Here is a 21,404-nt window from a genome sequence, read left to right as displayed (position 1 = left end):
TTAGCCAAGTGGGCGCGAAATGACCGACGGCCCCTTGATCGTGCAGTCCGACAAAACCGTGCTGCTCGAGGTCGATCATGAGCAGGCCGGCGCCGCCAGGGCGGCGATCGCCCCGTTCGCGGAGCTGGAACGCGCACCCGAGCACATCCACACCTACCGCATCACTCCCCTGGCGTTGTGGAACGCCCGCGCTGCCGGCCACGACGCCGAGCAAGTGGTCGACGCACTCGTCAGCTTCTCGCGCTACGCCGTACCGCAGCCGCTCCTGGTCGACATCGTCGACACCATGGCCCGCTACGGGCGGCTGCAGCTGGTCAAGAGCCCGATCCACGGCCTGGTTCTGGTCAGCCTCGATCGCGCGGTGCTGGCGGAGGTGATGCGCAATAAGAAGATCGCCCCGATGCTGGGCGCGCGCATCGACGACGACACCGTGATCGTCCATCCCAGCGAGCGCGGCCACATCAAGCAACTGCTGCTCAAGATCGGCTGGCCGGCCGAGGACCTGGCCGGCTACGTCAACGGCGAGGCCCACCCGATCAGCCTCAGCCAGGATGGCTGGCAGCTGCGCGACTACCAGGAGATGGCCGCCGACTCATTCTGGGCGGGCGGCTCGGGCGTGGTGGTACTGCCGTGCGGCGCGGGCAAGACGCTGGTGGGGGCGGCCGCCATGGCCAAGGCCGGGGCGACGACGCTGATCCTGGTCACCAACACCGTCGCAGGCCGGCAGTGGAAGCGCGAGCTGATCGCGCGGACATCGCTGACCGAAGAGGAAATCGGCGAGTATTCCGGCGAGCGCAAGGAGATTCGGCCGGTCACCATCGCTACCTATCAGGTGATCACCCGGCGCACCAAGGGCGAGTACCGGCATCTGGAGCTGTTCGACAGCCGCGACTGGGGGCTGATCATCTACGACGAGGTCCACCTGCTGCCCGCACCGGTGTTCCGGATGACCGCCGACCTGCAGTCCCGCCGGCGACTCGGACTCACTGCGACGCTGATCCGAGAGGACGGCCGCGAGGGCGACGTCTTCAGTCTCATCGGCCCCAAGCGCTACGACGCACCGTGGAAGGACATCGAGGCCCAGGGCTGGATTGCGCCGGCGGAGTGCATCGAAGTCCGGGTCACGATGACCGACAACGAGCGGATGCTGTACGCGGTCGCTGAACCCGAGGAGCGCTACCGGCTGTGTTCGACCGCGCACTCGAAGATCGCGGTGGTCAAATCGATTCTGGCTAAACACCGCGACGAGCCGACGCTGGTGATCGGCGCCTACCTCGACCAGCTCGACGAACTGGGCACCGAACTGGACGCACCCGTCATCCAGGGTTCAACGAAGAATGCCGAGCGCGAGGCGCTATTCGACGCGTTCCGCCGCGGCGAGGTGAAGACGCTGGTCGTGTCCAAGGTGGCGAACTTCTCCATCGACCTACCGGAAGCATCGGTGGCCGTGCAGGTTTCGGGGACATTCGGCTCGCGTCAGGAAGAGGCACAGCGACTGGGCCGGTTGCTTCGCCCCAAGCACGACGGCGGAGGCGCAGTGTTCTACTCCGTGGTCTCCCGCGACAGTCTCGACGCCGAGTACGCCGCGCACCGGCAGCGGTTCCTGGCCGAACAGGGCTACGGCTACATCATTCAGGACGCCGACGACCTGCTCGGCCCCGCGATCTGACGTCCAGGCAGCCAAAGTTGCCACAGCTCCCTGATAGCAAAAGTTCATCACGCGATTCGATGAACGCTGCGATCGCGCAACTAATCTGACAGCGAACGTCGCAGCGACGCGTTAGTCTTCGCCACGATACGTGGTCGGGTGACAACAGGGGGCGTTCGTGAGCGCAGCAGGCTTCATTGGTCGAGTTGGCGGGTTGGCGATTGTGCTGGGCGTGGGCGCCGCGGCGTTCAACGGCGCGACGGCCTGGGCCGACGGTCCCGGCTCGGGCGACTCGGCGACGCACGCCGGCTCCGCACGCTCGGTGTCCGGCGACACCGGTTCGGTTGCCGGCCCGGCCAAACATGGTGCAGCCAAGGCGTCCTCGGCCCGCTCGCGTCCCACCACGACGCTGCAGGCTCAGTCCACCAGCGCGGCCGGAACGCTGACCTCGGTGGCAGTCGTGCCCTCCGCCACGGCCGACCCGTCGGCACCCCAGTCCCCCGCCGTGCCGGCCGGCTCACCGCTGGAGTTGGCGGCGCTGGCCTACAGCCGGCGCGATAGCGGCGTCTCGGCGCGCGCCGCCGCGGCGTCGTCGGCACCAGAGGGCTCGGTCCAGACACTCAGCGCGCAGAACACGGCAGTGATCATGGGGCCCAGCGGCGTTCCGATCCCGAAGCCCAGCTATATCCAGAACGTCTTCAATCTGTACATCAACCCGAGCTACCCCGGTTCCATCCCGTTCCAGCTGGACACTCCCGAGGGGCTGTACCCGATCACCGGGGTGAAGAGCCTGCCGCTGAACGTGTCGGTCCAGCAGGGATTGCAGATCCTCGCCGCGGCGATCGCGAGCCAAGTCGCCGCCGGCAATACTGCGACGGTGTTCGGCTACTCGCAGAGCGCCATCATCTCTTCACTGATCATGAGTCAGCTCCCCGCGGGTACCCCGGTCAACTTCGTCTTGGTCGGCAATGAGATGAATCCGAACGGCGGCTTCCTGTCTCGCTTCCCCGGGCTGAAACTGCCGAGCCTCGGTCTGGACTTCTACGGCGCGACGCCCGAAAACCTCTTCCCGACAACGAACTACACCCTCGAGTACGACGGGTTCGCCGACTTCCCGCGCTACCCGCTCAATGTCTTGTCGGTACTCAATGCCGGCCTTGGCATCATCTTCGTGCACACCAAGTACGCCGATCTGACTTCAGCGCAAGTCAATTCGGCGATTGCCCTGCCGACCACCGACCCGACCCAGAAGTACTACATCATTCCCACCGAGAACCTGCCGCTGCTGGAGCCGCTGCGGCTGATACCCGTCATCGGCACCCCGCTGGCCGATCTGCTGCAACCGGCGCTGAAGGTCATCGTGAACCTCGGCTACGGTGACCCGAAATACGGCTGGTCCAACGAGGGATTCGCGAACCAGCAAACAACTTTCGGCTTCATTCCTGACGTCAACTGGGGCGAGGTGGCAAGTCTGTTCGTCGCCGGCGTCGAGCAGGGTGTCAAAGACTTCGTGGCCGACGTCAGCCCCGGTGGGGTGATGTGGCAGGAGCTGGCGGCTCTGCATGTACCGAAACCGGGTCCTTCGCCGGTACTCCCAACCCCCGCGGGCGTCATCTCGGCCCTGCAGACCGCCGTCACCGACATCGCGTACAACATCTCCAACTCGTCGGCGGCGGTTTACGCGGCTGCGCTACCGACGGCCGATATCGTCAACGCGATCGTCACGATGCTGCCCGCCTATGGCGTCACCCTGTTCCTCGGGGGCATTGCGCAAGCGCTGTCCGGTGACGTCATCACCGGTCTGGCGAATGCCATCGGCCTCCCGATCGCGGCCGTCACGGGGTTGGCGACCACCGCCGGACTGATCGAAGTGCTCGTCCTACTGCAGGCCGTCGAGGGTTTCTTCGGCCAGCAGACCAACGTCTAGCAACCCACAGGGCCGCTTACAGCGAAAGTATTGTCGCTGAGGCGGTTCCGGGCGCACCGTAAACCTGAGCCAGCCCGATGCGGGGGTTACCCGGCACCTGCCTTTCGCCAGCCTCGCCGCGCAGCTGGCGCACCAACTCGTGCATCTGGCGCAGGCCCGAGGCGCCGATCGGCTCACCGTTGGCGATCAGGCCGCCGTCGGTGTTGATCGGCAGCGAGCCACCGATCTCGGTAGCACCGTCGGCCAGCAGTTTCTCCTGGTCCCCGTCAGCGCACAGACCGGTCTCGGCCATGTGGATGATCTCGGCCCCGGCGTCGGTGTCCTGCAGCTGGGCGATGTCGACGTCCTCAGGCCCGATACCGGCCGCCTCGTAGGCGGCCTTGGCGGCGTAGACGGTCGGCGAGACGTCCTCGTCGAGCGGCGCGGAAGTGCCGTGCACTTCATAAGCGCCGAACGTCCGAGTGCGAATCTCGCTGGCACGCACGTAAACCGGCTTGTCGGTGAACCGGTGGGCGATCTCGGCGCGGCACATGATGACCGCGGCGGCACCCTCGTCGGGTGCGCAGAACATGTATTGCCGCAACGGGTAGTTCAGCACCGGCGACGCCATGATCTCCTCGATGGAAATCTCCTTGCGGCGGAACGCATTCGGGTTGAGCACACCGTTGCGGAAGTTTTTGTTGGCCACCCGCGCCAGCGTCTCTTCGGAGATGCCGTGATCGTGCAGGTAGCGGTTAGCTTTGATACCGAAGAACTTGGTGGTGACGAACTGGCCGTTCTGCGCATACCACTGCGGCAGAGCCAGTTTGGCCGGGTCGTCGGTGAACGCACCGCGCGGGTGCTTGTCCAGACCCACCGCGATGCCGATGTCGTACTTGCCGAGCCGGATCGTGTCCGCGGTCTGCTGGATGGCGCTGGCCGCGGTGGCGCAGGCGTTGAAGACGTTGGTGAAGGTGATCCCGGTCAGCCCGACCAGACGCGTGACCGCGTCGGGGTTGGACACCTCATAGCTGCCACCGAAGCCGAACTGGATGTCCTTCCAGTCCGCACCGGCGTCCGCGAGCGCCAGGGCAATGGCCTCGGCGCCCATCTCCATGGCGGTCTTGTCGAACCGGCCGAACGGGTGCAGGCCGACACCGATGATTGCGACGTCATTACTCATACTCTTAGGCCTCCGCCGGCTGGAAGGCGAAGGTGACGACCTCGTTGCCGTCGGCGTCGGTCGCGAAGGGGATCATCGTGAGCTCGACGTCCATGCCCCACTTCAGCTTCGCCGGGTCGTTCTCGGTGAGCCGGCCCTCGACACGCACGACGTCGTCCAGCTGCACCAGGCCGACACCGAACGGGACGAAGTCCTTACCGGTCGGGCCGATGTAGGGGGCGCCGGGCGCGAAGCCCTGGGTGGTCCAGGCCACCAGGGTGCCGCGGCGGGGCAACTTGACCTCGGCCATACCGGCCGCGCTGCAACGCGGGCAGCGTTCCTGACTAGGAAAGACCACCGCCGAACAGCTGGCGCATTCACTGCCGATCAGCTGCGGGTTCTCCTCCGGCCAGGTGGAGATTTCGGGCGCCAGGGCCTTTTGCATAGCGGCATCCTTCGTAGTCCAGGGCAGTAGCGGGATCGTACAACACTGTTAGCCGTGGACGGAAACCACATTCTCATCTAAATGCACGCGCTTCTCATGCGAGCGCGGGGATCACCTCGCGCTCGAACAACTCGATGCCGGATCGGTCATAGGCCGCCTCCGGGAAGTAGCAGATCACGTACTCACAGCCCAGGTCGCGCAGCGCCGTCAGGCTCTCGATGACCTGCGCGGGAGTGCCAGCCGCCGACCCCGGCGCACTGACCGTCGTCATCATCGCGTCGGCGGCAGCGTCTCCGCACACCCCGGACAGTCGGTCGCGTACCCGCTGCACCCGCTGCGTGACGTCGTCGTTAGAGGTGCCGATGATCGCGTTCACATTCGCCGAGCGCACGATGGCGTCGAAGTCGGTGCCCACCTCGCGACAGTGCTCGGCGAGAACCCGTGATTTGTGCGCGAAGCCATCGGGCTCGGAAGTGAAGTTGGTGTACTGCGCGTACTTCGCGGCGATCTTGAGGGTCACCTTTTCGCCGCCGCCGGCGATCCACAACGGAATACCGCCCTCCTGCAACGGCTTAGGGGCAACAATCGCCCCGTCGACCTGATAGTGCTTGCCGGCGAAGCTCACCTTCCCGTCCCGCCAGGCGTCGCGCATGATCTGTACGCCCTCGTCGAGGCGGCCCAGCCGCACACCCGCGGAGGGGAACCCGTAGCCGTAAGCGCGCCATTCGTGCTCGTACCAGCCGCCGCCGATACCCATCTGCACCCGACCACCGGAGATGATGTCGGTGGTCGCAGCGACCTTGGCCAGGTAGACGGGGTTGCGGTAGCTCATCGCGGTGCACATCTGGCCGAGCTTGATCCGCGACGTGCTCGCGGCGTACGCAGCCATCAGGGTCCATGCCTCGTGAGTGGCTTCGTCGGTGGGCATCGGCACGGTGTGGAAATGGTCGTAGACCCACAGCGAGTCCCACGGTCCTGCGTCGGCGTGATCGGCCAGATCACGCATTACCTGCCAGTGCTTTTCAATGGGGATGCCGACCAGATCCAATCGCCAACCCTGAGGAATGAACAGTCCGAATCGCATGCCCCCGACTCTACGGCGGCGGCCGCCAGCCGCCGAGGGTTGCCTCGAGGTGTGCCGCCACCGCCAGCGCCGTGGCGTCCTGCCATGGCCGGGCGGCAATCTGGACTCCGATCGGCAGACCCTCCGAAGACGTTCCACACCGGACCACGACAGCGGGCCAGCCGGTGAGGTTGTGCGCCATCAGGTGAGAGAAGTCGCTGATCTCCACCAGCCCGTGGTGGTGTGGCTTGGCCGGAGTGGGCATCGCCGGCCCGATGATCACGTCGTAGCCGTCCATGAACGACAGCATCTCGAGGCGGAACGTGTCGATGTCGACCAGCCGGCGCCGGGCATCGGACAACGTGAACTCGATGCCGCGAGCCTGCCGCAGGAACTCGGCGAGTTCCTCGGAAGGATTGGTGGCCCCGATCGCGGCCAGGTCCGCTTCGAAGCCCTCACCCCGATCCCCACCGAGAAACACCGATTCCCAGAGCAATTCGATGGTGCGGTTGAGACACGCGGGCTGATCCCATCGGACGGCCGCCCCGGCGTCGGCAACGGCCTGCGCAGCTGCGGTGACGACAGCGGCGACCTGGGCCTCCGGTGGCGAGATGCCGTCCAGCAGATAGGTCGCCACCCGCAGGGAGGCGAGGTCGACGTCATCGGGGTTGGCTAGTGGCGCGGCCGTGGCGTACGGATCGCCCAGATCCGGGCCGCCCATGATCGACAGGCCCAGCTGCAGGTCGGCTACCGAACGGGCCAGCGGTCCATAGCAGTTGAAGGGTCCGAAGATACCTGGGGCGTCGCCGAAGACGCTGCCCGTCCTGGGGATTCGTCCATGCGTGGGCTTGAGCCCGGCGATACCGCAATTATGCGACGGCTGGCGGATGCTGCCACCGCCGTCGGAGCCCACGCTCAGCGCCGCCCCGCCTGCACTGATCAGCGCGGCCGACCCGCCACTGCTGCCGCCAGGGGTGCGCTCGAGATCGAACGGATTGGTGGTTCGCCCGTACAGATTGTTGTTGGACTCGCCGCCACGCCCCATCTCTGGCACGTTGGTCATCCCCAGCACGATGGCGCCCTCGGCGCGTAGCCGAGACACCACCGTCGCGTCCCGGTTGGCCACCGCCCGCAGTGCCGGACTACCGCCCGAGCAGACCAGCCCGGACACCAGCATCACGTCCTTGACCACCACCGGCAGCCCATGGGCCCGGCCGAGCGGTTCACCCCGCGTGAAGCGCTGGTCGGCGTCGGCGGCAGAGTGCCGGAGCAGGTCTGGATCGGCGGCCACGATCAGCGCGTTGAGCCGGGGGTTCACGGCATCGATCCGGGCTAGATGGGCGTCGAGGACCTCCCTGCAGGAGACCGCACCCGCCGTGGTCAACCGGACGAGCTCATGGGCGGGCAGATGACAGAGGTCGGCCATGTCCGCAATGGTGATACGCAAAGGGCGCGACTTCCCCGGTTTGACCGAGGAACTCGCGCCCTAGACGGCAATCGACCCCTCCCATCCGGGAGGGGTCAATGCTCCCCCTTGCCTCCTCATTCCCCTGGCGTAATGCCCATCACACCGCAAAATCCAGCTGAGAGCAAGCTGAGATGCTGCAATTCAGCAAAAATTTTCCATCGCGTAGGCGAACGAACTCCAGACGGCCGTCCGATTATCCGTTTTTGACAAATGTCGAGATCAGAAGCATTTCCCCGAATCTCATGCGGCGGCAAATGGTGCGCCAACGCGGCGATAGGGCAATTCGCCCAGCAACCGACGTCTCGGGACGGTATAGACGACAATGAACCAATGTTTGCTCATGTCGTCGACAACTACATTTGTCGCAGGTCATGCCGCCACAAGAGTCCGCATAACGGATTTGCGATCCGGCAGAGCTGCGCGGGCGGCGAACACCGGCCGTGCCGCCTGCCCTCAGTACCCGAACCGTTGTCCTGGCAATGACCGGAGGGGGCTCGCCCGCTACGGCGCGGCACTGGTGTACATCGCGGCCACTTCGCGAAGTGCGACCTTCAGCGATGGGTTCCGCGGCAGCTCGGCAACCACCACCACCGCGACAGGCACACAGTGCTTGGGAAGAGCGTCGCGGACCAAGCCGACGAGTTCGGCCGGATCGGGCGCCGGACAACCAGAGATCGTCTCGACCGCCGCGAACGGCACCTCGCCCAGCCTGCCATCGGGAACGCCCACCACGGCGGCGTCGCGCACCGCGGGATGGGAGACCAGCACCCGGCGAACGGTCTCCGGCAGGACCTTGAATCCTCCGCGGTTGATCGCGCCATCTGCGCGCCCATGCAGCGTGATGAACCCGTCAACGTCGACGGCAGCGAGGTCATTGGTGCGGATCCAGTCCGGACTGATGGCCGCGATCCTGGCCTCCAGCATGCCCTGCACGCCGACCGGCACCTCGGCTCCGCTGTGCGGGTCGATAATGCGGACCTGCGTGTCGGGCATCACCCGACCCGAGCTCGCCCGCTTGGCGGAGCCGAACTCGCGGTAGAGCTCGGGCGTCCAGGTACACACTGATCCAGCGAATTCCGTTGCGCCGTAAGCCAACAAAACCGGTACCCGGTAGCGCTCCTCGAAGCCATCACGGGTCTCGGGATCCAGCGGGCCCGCGGCACTGATCACGTATTCCAGCGAGGCGAGGTCCCCGGGCGGCAGGTCGGCGTCAAGCAGCATCCGCACCGCCGCCGGCTGCAGGCCGCAGCGGCGGACGCCATACGTCTTCACCACACGCACCCATTCGGCCACGCTGAATTTCTCCAGCAGCGCGATCCGCTTGCCGAGGTAGGCGCCGGTAATCAGTTGGCACACCCCGCCGATCCCGCCGAGCGGCCAATACATCAGTTCTGGTGGATCGTCGGCGGTCGCGCCCCCGATCGCCACGCTCGCCACAGTGTGTTCCAGCACGGAAGCGGGGATGACATGCCGTTTGGGCGGGCCGGTGGTCCCGCTGGTGAGCACCCGCAGGCCGGTGGAACCGTCCCGGCCCGCCGCGCGCAACCGGCCCGACACCCGTTCGATACCGGAAACATGTTCTACGGTGGGCGGTTTCATACCGACCGCGATACCCGCTGTGCCCGCGTGGCGCGCCGCCGCAATCGCCGGCCCGGTCCAGTCGTCACGGTCGGCGACGACGGCGGCCAGCTCCAACTGCTCGATGTCGCGGCCGATCGCCTCCGCCGACTGGAACGAATAGATCATCGAGACCCACCGGCCGGCGCCGAGCAACCCCACCACAGCGGCCGCCAGCGGCGGCCGGTTGCGGGCCACCACCCCCACTGCCGCGCCGTCGGCGACGCCGGCCGCCCGCAACGCACCCTCGACGCCGTCGGCGTAGGCGGCGATCTCGGCACCGGAGTACCACCGGCCGTTGAACTCGATGCACGGCGCGTTGCCATACCCGGCCAGGCTGGTGGCCAGCGTGCTGCTGATCGTCGCGGCGCCCTCGCTCACGGGCCCACGCTAACCGCCCCAGCCACGTAGCTGTGACAGGGCAGGTCCCATTGGGTCATAGTTAGGGTTACTAACTTAGGAGCGTGAATGGCGACGACATTCCTCGACTCACTGCTGCGGCGCGCCCGCACAGGCATCGGAACCTTCCCCTACCCCCATCAGGCCGCCGCACTACTGGACAATCCGCTGCGTCGCAGAATGGAGAACCCCGGCCAGTCGATCGATGTGCTGGAGCTGGCCGGCAGCGAGCGGGTCCTCGAAATCGGCCCGGGTGCAGGTTATTTCAGCGTTGAACTGGCCAGCCGGCTGAGCTCGGGGAGACTGGACCTCTTCGACATCCAGCCACAGATGCTGGCCAAGGCGCGGCGCAAGCTCGAACAGGCCGGCCATCGCGATGTCGGCTACACCGCCGGGCAGGCCGGCGCGGCATTACCGTTCCCCGCAGGCACATTCGACGCCGCCTTCCTGGCCGACGTCATCGGCGAGGTGCCCGACAAGCAGGCGTGCGTGCGATCTCTGGCAAGCGTCCTCAAGCCGGGCGGGAAGCTAGTGTTCCACGAGGCGTTTCTCGACCCTGACCGCCTCAGCGTCGCCGAGCTGCGGACATTGTGCGAGCCGGCCGGGTTCGTCCTGGACCGCTCGGCAGAATCCCGCTGGAAGGACATCGTCCGCTTCCGCCGTACACCATAGGCCGCCGGTTCACAGCAGACCTCCAGCTCATCGATACACAGTCGCCTTGCCGCTGTGCCACGATCTGCCGGTGTCGTCGTCCGATGATCCCGGGGATCGCATCGGGGAGCTCGAGCTCGCGGCCGCCCCGCGACAGGTGCCCGCCGGCTTCCTGCTCGCCGAGCTCTTGCCGTTCCGCTGGTGGTATCTGTGGGGCATGTTCATGATCGCGGTCGCGCTGATCGCGGTCTGGGCCGCAGCGCCGCTGGCGTTTTCGATCACCGCGGTGGCGGCACTGGTGCTCATCTACTCCTATCAGCTCTACGGCGCGTCCCGGCGGCTGACGCTGCTGAGATGGGGCGTGGTGGCGACCGTCGATGGTGCCGAAACCCTAACCCGGGGAACGTATTACAGCGGTACCACGTGGTACAACGCCTACTTGCCGGTCGCCAGCGGCTGGACCGTGCAGCGGCCCCGCTACAGCGGGCCGAGCACCAGGACCAAGGTCAGCTACCGCCTGGGCGACTATCAAGGCGACATCGTGGTGCGAGGCCGCGAATACACCGACGGCGTTGTACTGGCCGACCCGCGCAAGCCCAGCCGGGCATTGTGCGTCACCGCGTTCGCCTACGACCTGGACCGCGACGACTCCGGCAATTGGGTTGGCCGGCTGCGGCCCCGGCTGGTCGTCGGCATGGTTGTCTGGCTGGTGGTGATGGTCGGCTGGCTGGCGCTGGCTGGGTTCGTCGCGGTCGCCGCGGCGAATCATACCGACAGCACACCGACCGCCACGCCCGGTCATGGACTCGACGTCGTCGGCAACGACAAGTTGGCCACGTACGCCTGCGCGGGCGGTGACATCGACATCGTCGGTAACGACAATGCCGTGACCGTCACCGGCCACTGCCGCAGGGTGCGGGTATCCGGCGACGACAACTCGGTCACCCTCGAGACCGCGGACAGCATCCGCACCTCAGGCGACCACAATGTCGTCAGCTATCGGACCGGTTCACCCGCCGTCACAAACTTCGACGACTCCAACACGGTCGTTCAGAAGAGCTAACGCGAAAGGCCCGGAGAGACTTGAGGTTTCTCCGGGCCCTTGCGTCGTACACAACTAGAGCAGCGACGCCGGCGGGTTGAACCGCTCACCGTACTTGGCCGCCAGTTCCTTGGCTCGCGCCACGAAAGCTGCCTTGCCGGTGCCCAGCGGACCGGAGTATCCGACGATGAACTGCGCACTGCCACCCGTCCAGGCCGGGTAACCGATACCCATGATGGAGCCGATATTGGCATCCGCCGTGGTCTTCAGCACGCCCTCGTCGAAGCACTTCTGGGTTTCCAGTGCCTCGGCGAACAGCATCCGATCGATCATGTCCTGCAACGGAATCTCGGTGGTACCGGAGTTGAAGGTGTCCTTCAGCCCCGACCACAGGCCGGTCCGCTTGCCGTCGACATACTCGTAGAAGCCGGCACCCTTCAGGCGCGACGGACGACCGATCTCGATCATCTTCTCCACGACCGCCTCGGCCGGGTGCGCTGCATAGGTGCCACCGGCATCCTCGACGCCCTTGCGTGAGGCCACGGCGATCTTGTGCATCAGCTCGAGGTTGAGCTCATCGGAGAGCTGCAGCGGCGGGGCCGGGTAGCCGGCCTGCGAGCCGGCCTGCTCGATGCTGGCCGGCGCAACGCCCTCGCCCAGCATGGCGAGCGCCTCGTTGATGAACGTCCCGATGACGCGGCTGGTGAAGAAGCCACGGCTGTCGTTGACCACGATCGGGGTCTTGCCGATGGCCAGCGTGTAATCGAACACCCGGGCCAGCGCCTCGTCGGAGGTCTTCTCACCCCGGATGATCTCCACCAGTGGCATCTTGTCGACCGGCGAGAAGAAGTGGATACCGATGAAGTCGTCTTGGCGCTTCACCCCGGTCGCCAACTCGGTGATCGGCAGCGTCGAGGTGTTCGAACCCAGCAGCGCGTTCGGCTCGACGATGTCCTCGATCTCACCGAACACCTTGTGCTTGAGCTCAACCGACTCGAATACGGCCTCGATCACGAAGTCGACGCCCTTGAAGTCGGCGGCGTCAGCACTCGGGGTGATGCGGGCCAGGAGCGCGTCGCTGCGCTCCTGGGTGGTCCGGCCCCGCTCGAGGGCCTTGGCCTCCAACTTCTCCGAGTAGTTCTTGCCCTTTTCGGCGGCCTCGATGGTGACGTCCTTGAGCACGACCTCGAATCCGGCCTTGGCCGAGACGTAGGCGATGCCGGCGCCCATCATGCCCGCGCCCAGCACACCGATCTTGGTGATCGGGGTCTTGCCGATACCCTCCGGACGTGAACCGCCGGCGTTGATCGACTGCAGATCCAGGAAGAACGCCTGGATCATGTTCTTGGCCACCTGACCGGTGACCAGCTCGGTGAAGTACCGGCTCTCGATGCGGCTGGCGGTGTCGAAGTCGACCTGCGCGCCCTCGACCGCGGCGGCCAGGATGGCCCGCGGGGCCGGCATCGGCGCACCCTTGAGCTGCTTGCGCAGCAGCGCCGGGAACGACGGCAGGATCGCGGCCAGCGCCGGGCTGGACGGAGTGCCGCCGGGCATCTTGTAGCCCTTCTTGTCCCACGGCTGCTCGAAAGCGTCGGGGTTGGCCTTGATCCAGGCCTTCGCTGCGGGCACCAGTTCCTCGACGGTGCCGACGAGCTCGTCGACGAGACCGATTTCCTTGGCCTTTGCCGGCTTGAACCGGGTGCCCTGGCTCAGCACCTCCATGAAGGCTTTCTGGATACCGAACATCCGCACCGTGCGGGCCACGCCGCCGCCGCCGGGCAGCAGACCCAGCGTCACCTCGGGCAGGCCTAGGACACTGCCCTTGACATCGGCGGCGATCCGATGATGCGTCGCCAGCGTGATCTCCAGGCCGCCACCGAGGGCGGCACCATTGATGGCTGACACCACGGGCTTGCCGAGGGTCTCCAGCTTGCGCAGATCAGCCTTGATGGCCTCGACCTGGTCAAACGCCTGCTGGGCGTCGTCGGGGCCGACATTGATCATCGCTTTGAGGTCGCCCCCGGCGAAGAAGGTCTTCTTCGCGCTGGCGATGACCACACCGGTGATCGAATCCTTTTCTGCCACAAGCTTTTCCACAGCATTGTGCATGGATTCCTGGTAGTGCTCGTTCATCACGTTGGCCGACCCGGTGGGATCGTCCAACGTCAGGGTGACGATGCCGTCGGCATCCTTGTCCCACGCAATTGTGTTCTCAGCCATGTCTTTACGTTCCTCTTCTTAGACGCGCTCGATGATGGTGGCCACGCCCATGCCGCCGCCGACACACAAGGTGATCAGCGCGCGCCGAGCGCCGCGGCGCTCCAGTTCGTCGACCATGGTTCCGGTGATCATGGCGCCGGTGGCGCCCAGCGGGTGGCCCATCGCGATGGCACCACCGTTGACGTTGAGCTTCTCGTCCGGGATCTTCAGATCCTTCTGGAACTTCAGCACCACCGAGGCGAACGCCTCGTTCAGCTCGAACAGGTCGATATCGTCCACCGTCAGACCTGCGCGGGACAGCGCCTTCTCGGTGGCCGGACGCGGGCCGGTCAGCATGATGGTCGCGTCGGCGCCGCTGGTGGCGGTAGCCACGACGCGGGCACGCGGGGTCAGACCCTGTGACTTGCCGGCCGCTTCGCTGCCGATGAGCACCAGGGCAGCGCCGTCGACGATGCCCGAGCTGTTACCACCGGTGTGCACGTGGTTGATCTTCTCGACCGCGTGGTACTTCTGCAGCGCCACATCGTCGAAGCCACCCATCGAGCCGATGCCCTCGAACGCGCTGCGCAGCTTGCCCAGGCTCTCGACGGTCGATCCGGGACGCATGTGCTCGTCGTGATCGAGGACAACCAGACCGTTCTGATCCTTCACCGGCACGACCGACTTGGCGAAGTAGCCGCCCGACCAGGCCGCGGCGGCCAGGTTCTGCGAGCGCACGGCGTAGTTGTCGACATCCTCGCGGGAGAAGCCCTCAATGGTGGCGATGAGGTCGGCGCCGATGCCCTGCGGGGCGATGTAGTTGTCATAGACGATCGCGACATCGTTGAACATCGCGCCGCCGTCGGATCCCATCGGCACCCGGCTCATCGACTCGACACCGCCGGCCAGCACCAGATCGTCCCAGCCGGAGCGGACCTTCTGTGCGGCGAGGTTGACAGCCTCCAGGCCGGAGGCGCAGAAGCGGTTGAGCTGGAAACCACCGGTGGTGTCGGGCAGTCCGGCTTGCAACACGGCGGTGCGGGCAATATCGCCGCCCTGGTCACCGACCGGCGCGACGCAGCCGAGGATGACGTCGCTGATCAGGTTCTCGTCGAGGTCGGGGAATCGGGTGCGAATCTCCTCGATGAGTCCCACGACCAAACTGACCGGGCGAATCTCGTTGAGGGCGCCGCCGCGCTGCTTACCGCGCGGTGTGCGGATGGCCTCGTAGATGAAAGCTTCTTCGGACATGTGTGTTCTCTCCAGGTCCTGTTCGGAATTGGGTGTGACGATCCGTCGTCCGACGGTAGTCCTCTGAACGCGAAGCTTAGCAAGACCGCCCAACCGGATGGTTGGGCGGCCTTGCCGCGTCAGGCTGGGGCGGTGACGATGATCGAATCATTGGAGGTGTCCCAGGCCTTCATGAAGCTGGGCACCGAGATCTTCGTGTTCGCCTCGTCGGCGCCGGGATCGTTGAGGTGCACGACGTTCTTGTTGGTGTCCACACCGGTGACCACGACGAAGTGATCGGCGGCGGTCCGCTGGTCGCTGGTGTCCCAGACGATCGCGGAGTTGACGTAGGCGATGACCTTGCGGCCGGCGCCGAGGTAGTGCTCGAGCGCGTTCAGGCCGGTCGCCTCGGGGCCCGACGAATCGCTGTTCACCGATTTGATGCCGTAGTGCTTGAGCAGGACCGGCAGGTCGCCGACCGAGATGCCGCCGTTGTTCGGCTTGTAGATCATGGCGCCCGGGTTCATCTCCGATGGCGTCTGCTCGGCCACTAGCAGGATCTGCGCCTCGGTCGGCCGCTCGCCGGTGAGTTGGCCGACGATATCGGCCACCGACATGGCCCCGCAGTTGTCCTCCAAGGACTGCGCCGCCCAGTAGGGCGCCGCTGCCGCGGGGTCGCCGTAGACACCGCTTGAGTAACCCGACGGATCGGCCAGCGCCACCGGCTGACCAAGCGCGATTGCGAGCGCAGCGACGAGCGCTACCGCGCCCGATCGCAGTAGTGATCCGACCACCCGGACACGGTAAAACGCAATTGCCTAAACCGCAGATAATCAGTGCGAACTGATAACTGACTGCCAGTTAGGCTCAGCCGCTATGACGGGTTCCAATGTCGCCGGCCGGCCGGCTCCGGTGTCACGGCTGCAGCCGTACGCGGTGACCATTTTCGCCGAGATGTCGGCACTCGCCGCGCGCATCGGCGCGGTGAACCTCGGCCAGGGCTTCCCGGACGAAGACGGTCCGGCGAGCATGCTCGAGGTTGCCCAGAAGGCGATCGCCGAGGGCGTCAACCAATACCCGCCCGGACTGGGCATCGCCCCGCTGCGCGAGGCCATCGCCGCCCAGCGCAAGCGGCAGTACGGCGTGGAGTACGACCCTGAGTCCGAGGTGCTGGTCACGGTCGGCGCGACCGAGGCGATCGCGGCTGCCGTCATCGGTCTGGTCGAGCCGGGCTCGGAGGTGCTGCTGATCGAGCCGTTCTACGACTCCTACTCCCCCGTGATCGCGATGGCAGGTTCGCAGCGGGTGCCGGTGCCGCTGGTGCCCGACGGCCGCGGTTTCACCCTCGACATCGATGCCCTTCGGGCCGCGGTGACGCCGCGGACTCGGGCGCTGATCGTCAATTCACCACACAACCCCACCGGCATGGTGCTCGCCGAGCATGATCTGCGGGCTCTGGCGGCGCTGGCCGTCGAGGCGGATCTATTGGTGATCACCGACGAGGTCTACGAGCACCTGGTGTTTGACGGCAAGCGGCATCTGCCGCTGGCGTCCTACCCCGGGATGGCGCAGCGGACGCTGACGATCTCGAGTGCGGCCAAGATGTTCAACTGCACCGGGTGGAAGATCGGCTGGGCCTGCGGCGCTCCGGATCTGATCGCCGGGGTGCGTGCGGCCAAGCAGTACCTCACCTATGTGGGAGGTGCCCCATTCCAGCCCGCGGTGGCGCATGCGCTGAATTTCGAGCAAGCGTGGGTGGGTGCGCTGCGGGATTCGTTGCAGGCCAAGCGTGATCGGCTGGCGGCGGCCCTGGCGGAGTTGGGGTTCGGGGTGCACGACAGTGCGGGCACTTACTTCTTGTGCGCCGACCCGCGACCGCTGGGCTACTCCGACAGCACCGCATTCTGCGCCGAGCTTCCGAGCCGGGCTGGGGTGGCGGCCATTCCGATGTCGGCGTTCTGCGATCCTGCTTCCCCGCATTTCGGGGCATGGAATCACTTGGTGCGCTTCGCTTTCTGTAAACGTGACGACACCCTCGACGAGGCCATCCGGCGGCTGGGCGCGCTACAGGGCGGCCGCGACCTCCCATAGCGCCTGCGGCGCGAAGTCCTGCGAGCGCAGCGGGCTCAGCACAAGATCGGTTGCGCCCGCATCGAGATAGCGGCGCAATTGGCGCACCACAGCCTCCACCGACCCGACGGCGGCGAGGTCGGCAACGTCGTCGACGCCCTCACGCGCAATCACGTTCCGATACGACGGGATCGTGGCGTAGAAGGCGAGTTCCTCGGCGGCAACGGCACGCCCGGCCGCCTCGTCATCGGTGACCAGAACCGGGACTGCGGCGATGACGCGCGGGCGAGGCCGGCCCGCCTCGGCGGCGGCCTTGCCGATGGTGGGCACGATGTATTCGCCGATGGTGCGCGGCCCGGCCAGATACGGCAGTGTGCCGTCGGCCAGTTCACCGGTGACGGCCAGCGCCTTGGGGCCCATCGCCGCCACGTACACCGGCACCGGTCTGCCACCCGGTACCGCGACGTCCCATGCCGGGGCGGCGGACAGCTCCGATCCGTGGAAATCGACTGCGCCGGTGTCGAATACCGATCGCAGCACGGTCAGATGCTCACGCAGCCGGGTGATGGTGTTGGGCCAGGCCTGGCCGAAAGCCACCCGCTCGGGCTCGTGAGCGCCGAGCCCGAGGCCGAGGCTGAAGTTGCCGTGACTGGCCGCCTGCGCGGTCTGCGCCAGCGAGGCAACGATCAGCGGGTGGCGCGGATTCAGAGGCACCACCGAGGTTCCCACCCCGAGCCCGGGCACCGCGGCGCCGACCACCGCGGCCAGGGCGATGGCGTCAAGATCGAATCGCTGGGCGAACCAGACCTGGCGAACACCCGCGGTGTAGGCACCCCGGGCCTGCTCGATGACATCGTCCACGGCGTTGTCGGCAGAGGGATTCGGTAGCAGCACCACTCCGGTTGTCATACCTGCGACCAACACGACCAAGACCCGCGGGCATTCCGATCTAATCGGGTTGAAGTGAACCCTTGCCGTTCAGGACGTAGGTGCGCAGGCCTTCGGTCGCCGCCGCGAGTACCGCCTTCTTGGCACGCTTGACCAGGAAGAGCGGCAGCGGCGTTGACGGTTCCAGGGTGAGGTCGAACCGGACCCGGGTCGCCTCCCCCTCCCGCTGCAAGGTGTATTCGCCGTGCTGAGCATGTTGTTGTGCGGTCCGGTCGGCGTCCCAGACCACCCAGTCCCGACCCCAGTGGTACTCGAGGATCTCGTGATCGACCAGCCCGAGCAGTCGGACGGTGACCTTGACCAGCCGCGGCCGGCCGTCGGCGTAACGGTCCACGACATGGGCATGCCGATGGATCGACGACCACGTCGGCACCGCCTCGACATCGGCGAGCGCGTCGAGAACAGCCTCCGGCGGGGCGTCGATCACGATCTCGCGTGATGCCCGAACCGCCACACCAGCAAACATAACTACCGAAGCGTCGCGCTGGGTCGGCTTTGGCTCAGTTCGCCGATTACCAGCCGATCTCGGTCAGCGGCGTGGTTTCCTGCGGCGGCGGACCGACCGCGCCGGCGACGCTGCGGGAAAACCGCGGCGCGGGCGCGGCCTGCTCGGTGCCGTCGACATCGATGACCGTTCGGCGCGCCAAGAGGTGTTCGTTCGAGGCAGCCTCGGTCCAGCTCAGCACGGGCGTAACGCACGCGTCGGTGCCGGCGAAGATCGCCGTCCACTCGTCGCGGGTCTTGCTGGCGAAGACCGACGTGAATCGCTCTCGCATCTCGGGATAGCGGGCGACGTCGAACTGGTTGGGCACCTCGTCGGCCGACAACTGCAGTCCTGCCAGCAACTGGGCGAAGAACTGCGGTTCGATCGCACCGACGGCCATGAACCCGCCGTCGGCGGTTGAGTAGGTCCGGTAGTAGGGCGCCCCGCCGTCGAGCAGGAACGACTCGCGCTGATCCTTCAGCGAGCCGGTCGCCTTCATGGTCCACATCATCTGCGACAGGATGCTGACCCCGTCGACCATCGCGGCGTCGATCACCTGGCCCTGGCCGGACTTCTCCCGCTCGTAGAGGGCGGCGACGATGCCGAGCAGCACCAGCATCGAGCCGCCACCGAAATCGGCGACGAGGTTCAGCGGCGCGACCGGCGGACGGTCCCGGTATCCGATCGCACTCAGCGCACCGGTCTGCGACAGATAATTGATGTCGTGGCCCGCGGTCGACGCCAGCGGACCGTCCTGCCCCCAGCCAGTGATGCGGGCGAAGATCAGCCGGGGATTGACCGCCGCACAGTCGTCGGGTCCGATGCCCAGGCGTTCACAAGTGCCGGGCCGAAAGCAGTCCAGCAGGACATCGGCTTTCGCCGCCAGGTCGAGCAGCACCCCAGGTTCGGATTTGACGTCGAGATCGACCACCCGCTTCCCGCGGTGCAGGAGGTCGACGTTCTCCGCGGGCATCACGAGCCCACCGGGCCTGCGCACCCGCACCACGTCCGCGCCAAGGTCGGCGAGGATCATACCGGCGTGCGGCCCCGGGCCGATCCCGCCGAGCTCGATCACTCTCACCCCGGCCAGGGGTCCGGTATTCGTCACAGCCGTAAGGTAACTCAGCCGCCCTTTTGGACCTTCAGCACCTGCTTGCGCAGCCCGTCGGTGGCGGTTTCCATCGCGCCCTTGATGGTGCGCTTGACGACGAAGCCGGGCAGCGGTACAGCCAAATCGATGGACAGATCGAAACGCAGCTTGGTCGTGTCGCCGTCGGGGGTCAGTGTGTATTTTGCATCCTGCGACCGCAATTGACCGGCCTTGACCAGCGTCCAGCTCACCACGTTGTCGGCCCAGGTGTATTCGACGATCTGCTCGTCGGTCAGCCCCGCCGCCTTGATCTTCATCTTGACCTTGTGCGGTCTGCCGTCGTCGTAGGCCTCCAGCACCTCCGCACTCTGATACTGCGGCGACCACGTCGGCGTCGACGCGACGTCGGCGATCACATCCAGAATTTCGTCGGGGGTTGCCTCGATCACGACCTCACGGGAATCTTTGACTGCCATGGCGTGACCATAGCGAGGCGGGCGGCGTCCGGGGAAGATATTGACCGTTACGAGCCCGGCGGCGCCAGCATCGACTGCCAGGTCTTGTTCCCTGGGTGAGCCAGGTCGCCCTGGGTGTAGCGCTTGCCGTCGGGGCCAACGTAGTCACCGGTGGCCGGGTCGTACGGCACGAAGGCCACGGGCGGCGGCGCGGTACCGGTGCCCTGGGGCGGCGGCAGCCGCGGGTCGGCGCCCGGCGGATACTGCGGCACCCCTTGACCCGAGAACGTCGCGTTGGGGTCGCCCTTCCAATTGAAGCCGTCGTTCAGCGGCACGTAGTTCTCGTTGCTTTCGCACATCTCGATGGTCGGGGCCCGCTTGGCTGGGTTGTTCTCACACGGAATATTGCGCACACCGCGGACATTCATGTCGGAGTCCGGTGGGATCCGGCAGTACAGGTCGCCCGCGGGACGTTCCGGGTAGTCGACGTCCGACGGTGACCGCTGCTGCTGCACGGGCAGGAAGCCGGTGTTGCACGGGGGCGGCAGGTTGAGGTTCAGATTGAAGTCGAGGTAGATACCGCGGTAGGGCTGTTTGACTCCGGAGTCGGCCACCGCGATCGCCTGCATCACTGAGGTGCCCTGGGGGAACAGCACCAGCAGCTGTTCGATGTCGTTGCGGTAGGTGACCGCGATGTCGCCGAGGCTCACCAGGTTCGCCAGCAGCACCGGCAGGGCTGGCGCGACCCGGTCGAACAGTGCCCTGCCCTCCTCGAGCGCGGGGGCGCCGGTGTTGAGCAGGTCGGCCAACGCACGGTCCTGAGCCTTGAACTGCCCGGTGATCGAGGCCATGTGCGCGGCCCACGCGGCGATCGAATCAGAGGTCTGCACCTGGGAATTCAGCACCGGCGGAGACTGGTCGATCAGCTGAGTCAGCGGGCCGACGGCCTCACCACCCTCGATGGCCAGTGCCGTGGATCCGTCGACGATGCGGGACAGTTCTGGTCCCAGCCCGCCGACGGCGGTGGCCGCCTCGTCGACGACGGTGCGCAGGTTGTCCTGCGGGATCGCTTGCAGCGCTGTATTGGTCGCGTCGAGCAGGCGGCCGATGTCGGGCGGGGTCTGGACCACGGCGGCGGGAATCACATCGCCATCGCGCAGTTTCGCGCTTGCGCCGGGTTGCGGGGTCAGTTCCAGGAACTGTTCGCCGACCGCCGAGCGGCTGTGTACCGCCGCGGTGACGGGCATGGGAATCGGTTGGCCCGAGTCCAGTTTCAAGACTGCGCGAACCCCGGTTCGGGTGACGTCGATCGATTCGACCCGGCCGACCTCGGTGCCGCGATAGGTCACCACCGACGTCGGGTACAGCCCGGCCGAGGCGGGTAACTCCACGGTGACGTGGTAGCGCCCGATCCCGAACAACGCCGGCAGGTGGATGAACCCGAAGGCCATCACCCCGACGGAGATGAGGGTGACGGCACCCAGGATCGCCAGCTGAGTCCAGACCTGTCGTGACAGCCGCAGCATC

18 protein-coding genes are annotated in these 21,404 nt (G+C 66.5%); 5 read left to right on the top strand and 13 right to left on the bottom strand.

Annotated elements, in window-relative coordinates; all coding sequences use genetic code 11:
* The first annotated feature begins 19 nt into the window (after nt 1-19).
* Complete coding sequence (locus G6N38_RS15200) at nt 20-1,669, top strand: DNA repair helicase XPB (protein ID WP_163748782.1); 1,650 nt, start codon at nt 20-22, stop codon at nt 1,667-1,669.
* A gap of 157 nt (nt 1,670-1,826) precedes the next feature.
* Entirely contained in the window at nt 1,827-3,575 is a 1,749-nt protein-coding gene (locus G6N38_RS15195; protein WP_163748780.1) for a PE-PPE domain-containing protein, read from the top strand.
* 16 nt (nt 3,576-3,591) lie between these two features.
* Here G6N38_RS15195 and G6N38_RS15190 read toward each other — a convergent pair whose 3' ends face one another.
* From G6N38_RS15190 to G6N38_RS15170, 5 genes are all read right to left on the bottom strand, one after another.
* Nucleotides 3,592-4,737: a thiolase family protein gene (locus tag G6N38_RS15190; RefSeq protein WP_163748778.1), complete on the bottom strand. Its 1,146-nt coding sequence runs from the start codon at nt 4,735-4,737 to the stop codon at nt 3,592-3,594.
* Nucleotides 4,738-4,741: 4 nt separating this feature from the next.
* Nucleotides 4,742-5,161: a Zn-ribbon domain-containing OB-fold protein gene (locus G6N38_RS15185; RefSeq protein WP_163748776.1), complete on the bottom strand. Its 420-nt coding sequence runs from the start codon at nt 5,159-5,161 to the stop codon at nt 4,742-4,744.
* Between the two features lie 94 nt (nt 5,162-5,255).
* Nucleotides 5,256-6,245: an LLM class F420-dependent oxidoreductase gene (locus G6N38_RS15180; protein ID WP_163748773.1), complete on the bottom strand. Its 990-nt coding sequence runs from the start codon at nt 6,243-6,245 to the stop codon at nt 5,256-5,258.
* A 10-nt stretch (nt 6,246-6,255) separates the two neighbouring features.
* Entirely contained in the window at nt 6,256-7,650 is a 1,395-nt protein-coding gene (locus G6N38_RS15175) for an amidase (RefSeq protein ID WP_163748772.1), read from the bottom strand.
* Between the two features lie 543 nt (nt 7,651-8,193).
* Nucleotides 8,194-9,690 (bottom strand): class I adenylate-forming enzyme family protein, encoded by a 1,497-nt coding sequence (locus G6N38_RS15170; protein WP_163748770.1) that lies wholly within the window; start codon nt 9,688-9,690, stop codon nt 8,194-8,196.
* 87 nt (nt 9,691-9,777) lie between these two features.
* On the opposite strand from G6N38_RS15170, the gene G6N38_RS15165 reads away from it, so the two are divergent.
* Both G6N38_RS15165 and G6N38_RS15160 read left to right on the top strand, forming a co-directional pair.
* A complete protein-coding gene (locus G6N38_RS15165) occupies nt 9,778-10,380 on the top strand; it encodes a class I SAM-dependent methyltransferase (protein WP_163748768.1) in 603 nt (200 codons plus the stop codon).
* A 70-nt stretch (nt 10,381-10,450) separates the two neighbouring features.
* On the top strand, nt 10,451-11,422 hold the full coding sequence (locus G6N38_RS15160) for a DUF3060 domain-containing protein (protein WP_163748766.1): 972 nt from the start codon (nt 10,451-10,453) through the stop codon (nt 11,420-11,422).
* Between the two features lie 54 nt (nt 11,423-11,476).
* On the opposite strand, the gene G6N38_RS15155 is transcribed toward G6N38_RS15160, so the two are convergent.
* The 3 genes from G6N38_RS15155 to G6N38_RS15145 all read right to left on the bottom strand — a co-directional run bounded on the left by G6N38_RS15155 (nt 11,477) and on the right by G6N38_RS15145 (nt 15,624).
* Nucleotides 11,477-13,621, bottom strand: a complete 2,145-nt coding sequence (locus G6N38_RS15155) for a 3-hydroxyacyl-CoA dehydrogenase NAD-binding domain-containing protein (RefSeq protein ID WP_163748764.1) — start codon at nt 13,619-13,621, stop codon at nt 11,477-11,479.
* Between the two features lie 18 nt (nt 13,622-13,639).
* On the bottom strand, nt 13,640-14,851 hold the full coding sequence (locus G6N38_RS15150; RefSeq protein ID WP_163748762.1) for an acetyl-CoA C-acetyltransferase: 1,212 nt from the start codon (nt 14,849-14,851) through the stop codon (nt 13,640-13,642).
* 119 nt (nt 14,852-14,970) lie between these two features.
* Nucleotides 14,971-15,624: a C39 family peptidase gene (locus G6N38_RS15145; protein ID WP_163748760.1), complete on the bottom strand. Its 654-nt coding sequence runs from the start codon at nt 15,622-15,624 to the stop codon at nt 14,971-14,973.
* Between the two features lie 82 nt (nt 15,625-15,706).
* Between G6N38_RS15145 and G6N38_RS15140 the strand changes: the two genes are divergently transcribed.
* Nucleotides 15,707-16,921, top strand: a complete 1,215-nt coding sequence (locus G6N38_RS15140) for a pyridoxal phosphate-dependent aminotransferase (protein WP_163748758.1) — start codon at nt 15,707-15,709, stop codon at nt 16,919-16,921.
* Here the strand turns inward: G6N38_RS15140 and G6N38_RS15135 are convergent.
* Genes G6N38_RS15135 through G6N38_RS15115 form a run of 5 tightly spaced genes read right to left on the bottom strand, consistent with a single transcriptional unit; the run spans nt 16,895 to nt 21,403 of the window.
* Nucleotides 16,895-17,809 (bottom strand): LLM class F420-dependent oxidoreductase, encoded by a 915-nt coding sequence (locus G6N38_RS15135; RefSeq protein ID WP_163748755.1) that lies wholly within the window; start codon nt 17,807-17,809, stop codon nt 16,895-16,897. The two genes, G6N38_RS15140 and G6N38_RS15135, sit on opposite strands and share 27 nt — an antisense overlap.
* Nucleotides 17,810-17,849: 40 nt before the next feature.
* Nucleotides 17,850-18,302, bottom strand: a complete 453-nt coding sequence (locus G6N38_RS15130) for an SRPBCC family protein (protein WP_170314168.1) — start codon at nt 18,300-18,302, stop codon at nt 17,850-17,852.
* Between the two features lie 58 nt (nt 18,303-18,360).
* Entirely contained in the window at nt 18,361-19,440 is a 1,080-nt protein-coding gene (locus G6N38_RS15125; protein ID WP_163748751.1) for a CaiB/BaiF CoA transferase family protein, read from the bottom strand.
* A 14-nt stretch (nt 19,441-19,454) separates the two neighbouring features.
* On the bottom strand, nt 19,455-19,898 hold the full coding sequence (locus G6N38_RS15120) for an SRPBCC family protein (protein ID WP_163748749.1): 444 nt from the start codon (nt 19,896-19,898) through the stop codon (nt 19,455-19,457).
* A gap of 47 nt (nt 19,899-19,945) precedes the next feature.
* A complete protein-coding gene (locus tag G6N38_RS15115; RefSeq protein WP_163748746.1) occupies nt 19,946-21,403 on the bottom strand; it encodes an MCE family protein in 1,458 nt (485 codons plus the stop codon).
* Nucleotide 21,404 lies beyond the last annotated feature (1 nt).

This window comes from Mycolicibacterium helvum (assembly GCF_010731895.1).
GTDB classification, from domain to species: domain Bacteria; phylum Actinomycetota; class Actinomycetes; order Mycobacteriales; family Mycobacteriaceae; genus Mycobacterium; species Mycobacterium helvum.
The sequence above is the reverse complement of the archived record's forward strand: the minus strand, read 5'-3'. Positions and strand labels throughout refer to the sequence as shown.

Bases quoted from the DNA above. Each gene is read 5' to 3' on its own strand.
- G6N38_RS15150 (WP_163748762.1), bottom strand. From the start codon at position 14,851: ATGTCCGAAGAAGCTTTCATCTACGAGGCCATCCGCACACCGCGCGGT.
- G6N38_RS15155 (WP_163748764.1), bottom strand. From the start codon at position 13,621: ATGGCTGAGAACACAATTGCGTGGGACAAGGATGCCGACGGCATCGTC.
- G6N38_RS15165 (WP_163748768.1), top strand. From the start codon at position 9,778: ATGGCGACGACATTCCTCGACTCACTGCTGCGGCGCGCCCGCACAGGC.
- G6N38_RS15135 (WP_163748755.1), bottom strand. From the start codon at position 17,809: ATGACAACCGGAGTGGTGCTGCTACCGAATCCCTCTGCCGACAACGCC.
- G6N38_RS15180 (WP_163748773.1), bottom strand. From the start codon at position 6,245: ATGCGATTCGGACTGTTCATTCCTCAGGGTTGGCGATTGGATCTGGTC.
- G6N38_RS15185 (WP_163748776.1), bottom strand. From the start codon at position 5,161: ATGCAAAAGGCCCTGGCGCCCGAAATCTCCACCTGGCCGGAGGAGAAC.
- G6N38_RS15115 (WP_163748746.1), bottom strand. From the start codon at position 21,403: ATGCTGCGGCTGTCACGACAGGTCTGGACTCAGCTGGCGATCCTGGGT.
- G6N38_RS15120 (WP_163748749.1), bottom strand. From the start codon at position 19,898: ATGGCAGTCAAAGATTCCCGTGAGGTCGTGATCGAGGCAACCCCCGAC.
- G6N38_RS15200 (WP_163748782.1), top strand. From the start codon at position 20: ATGACCGACGGCCCCTTGATCGTGCAGTCCGACAAAACCGTGCTGCTC.
- G6N38_RS15175 (WP_163748772.1), bottom strand. From the start codon at position 7,650: ATGGCCGACCTCTGTCATCTGCCCGCCCATGAGCTCGTCCGGTTGACC.
- G6N38_RS15190 (WP_163748778.1), bottom strand. From the start codon at position 4,737: ATGAGTAATGACGTCGCAATCATCGGTGTCGGCCTGCACCCGTTCGGC.
- G6N38_RS15140 (WP_163748758.1), top strand. From the start codon at position 15,707: ATGACGGGTTCCAATGTCGCCGGCCGGCCGGCTCCGGTGTCACGGCTG.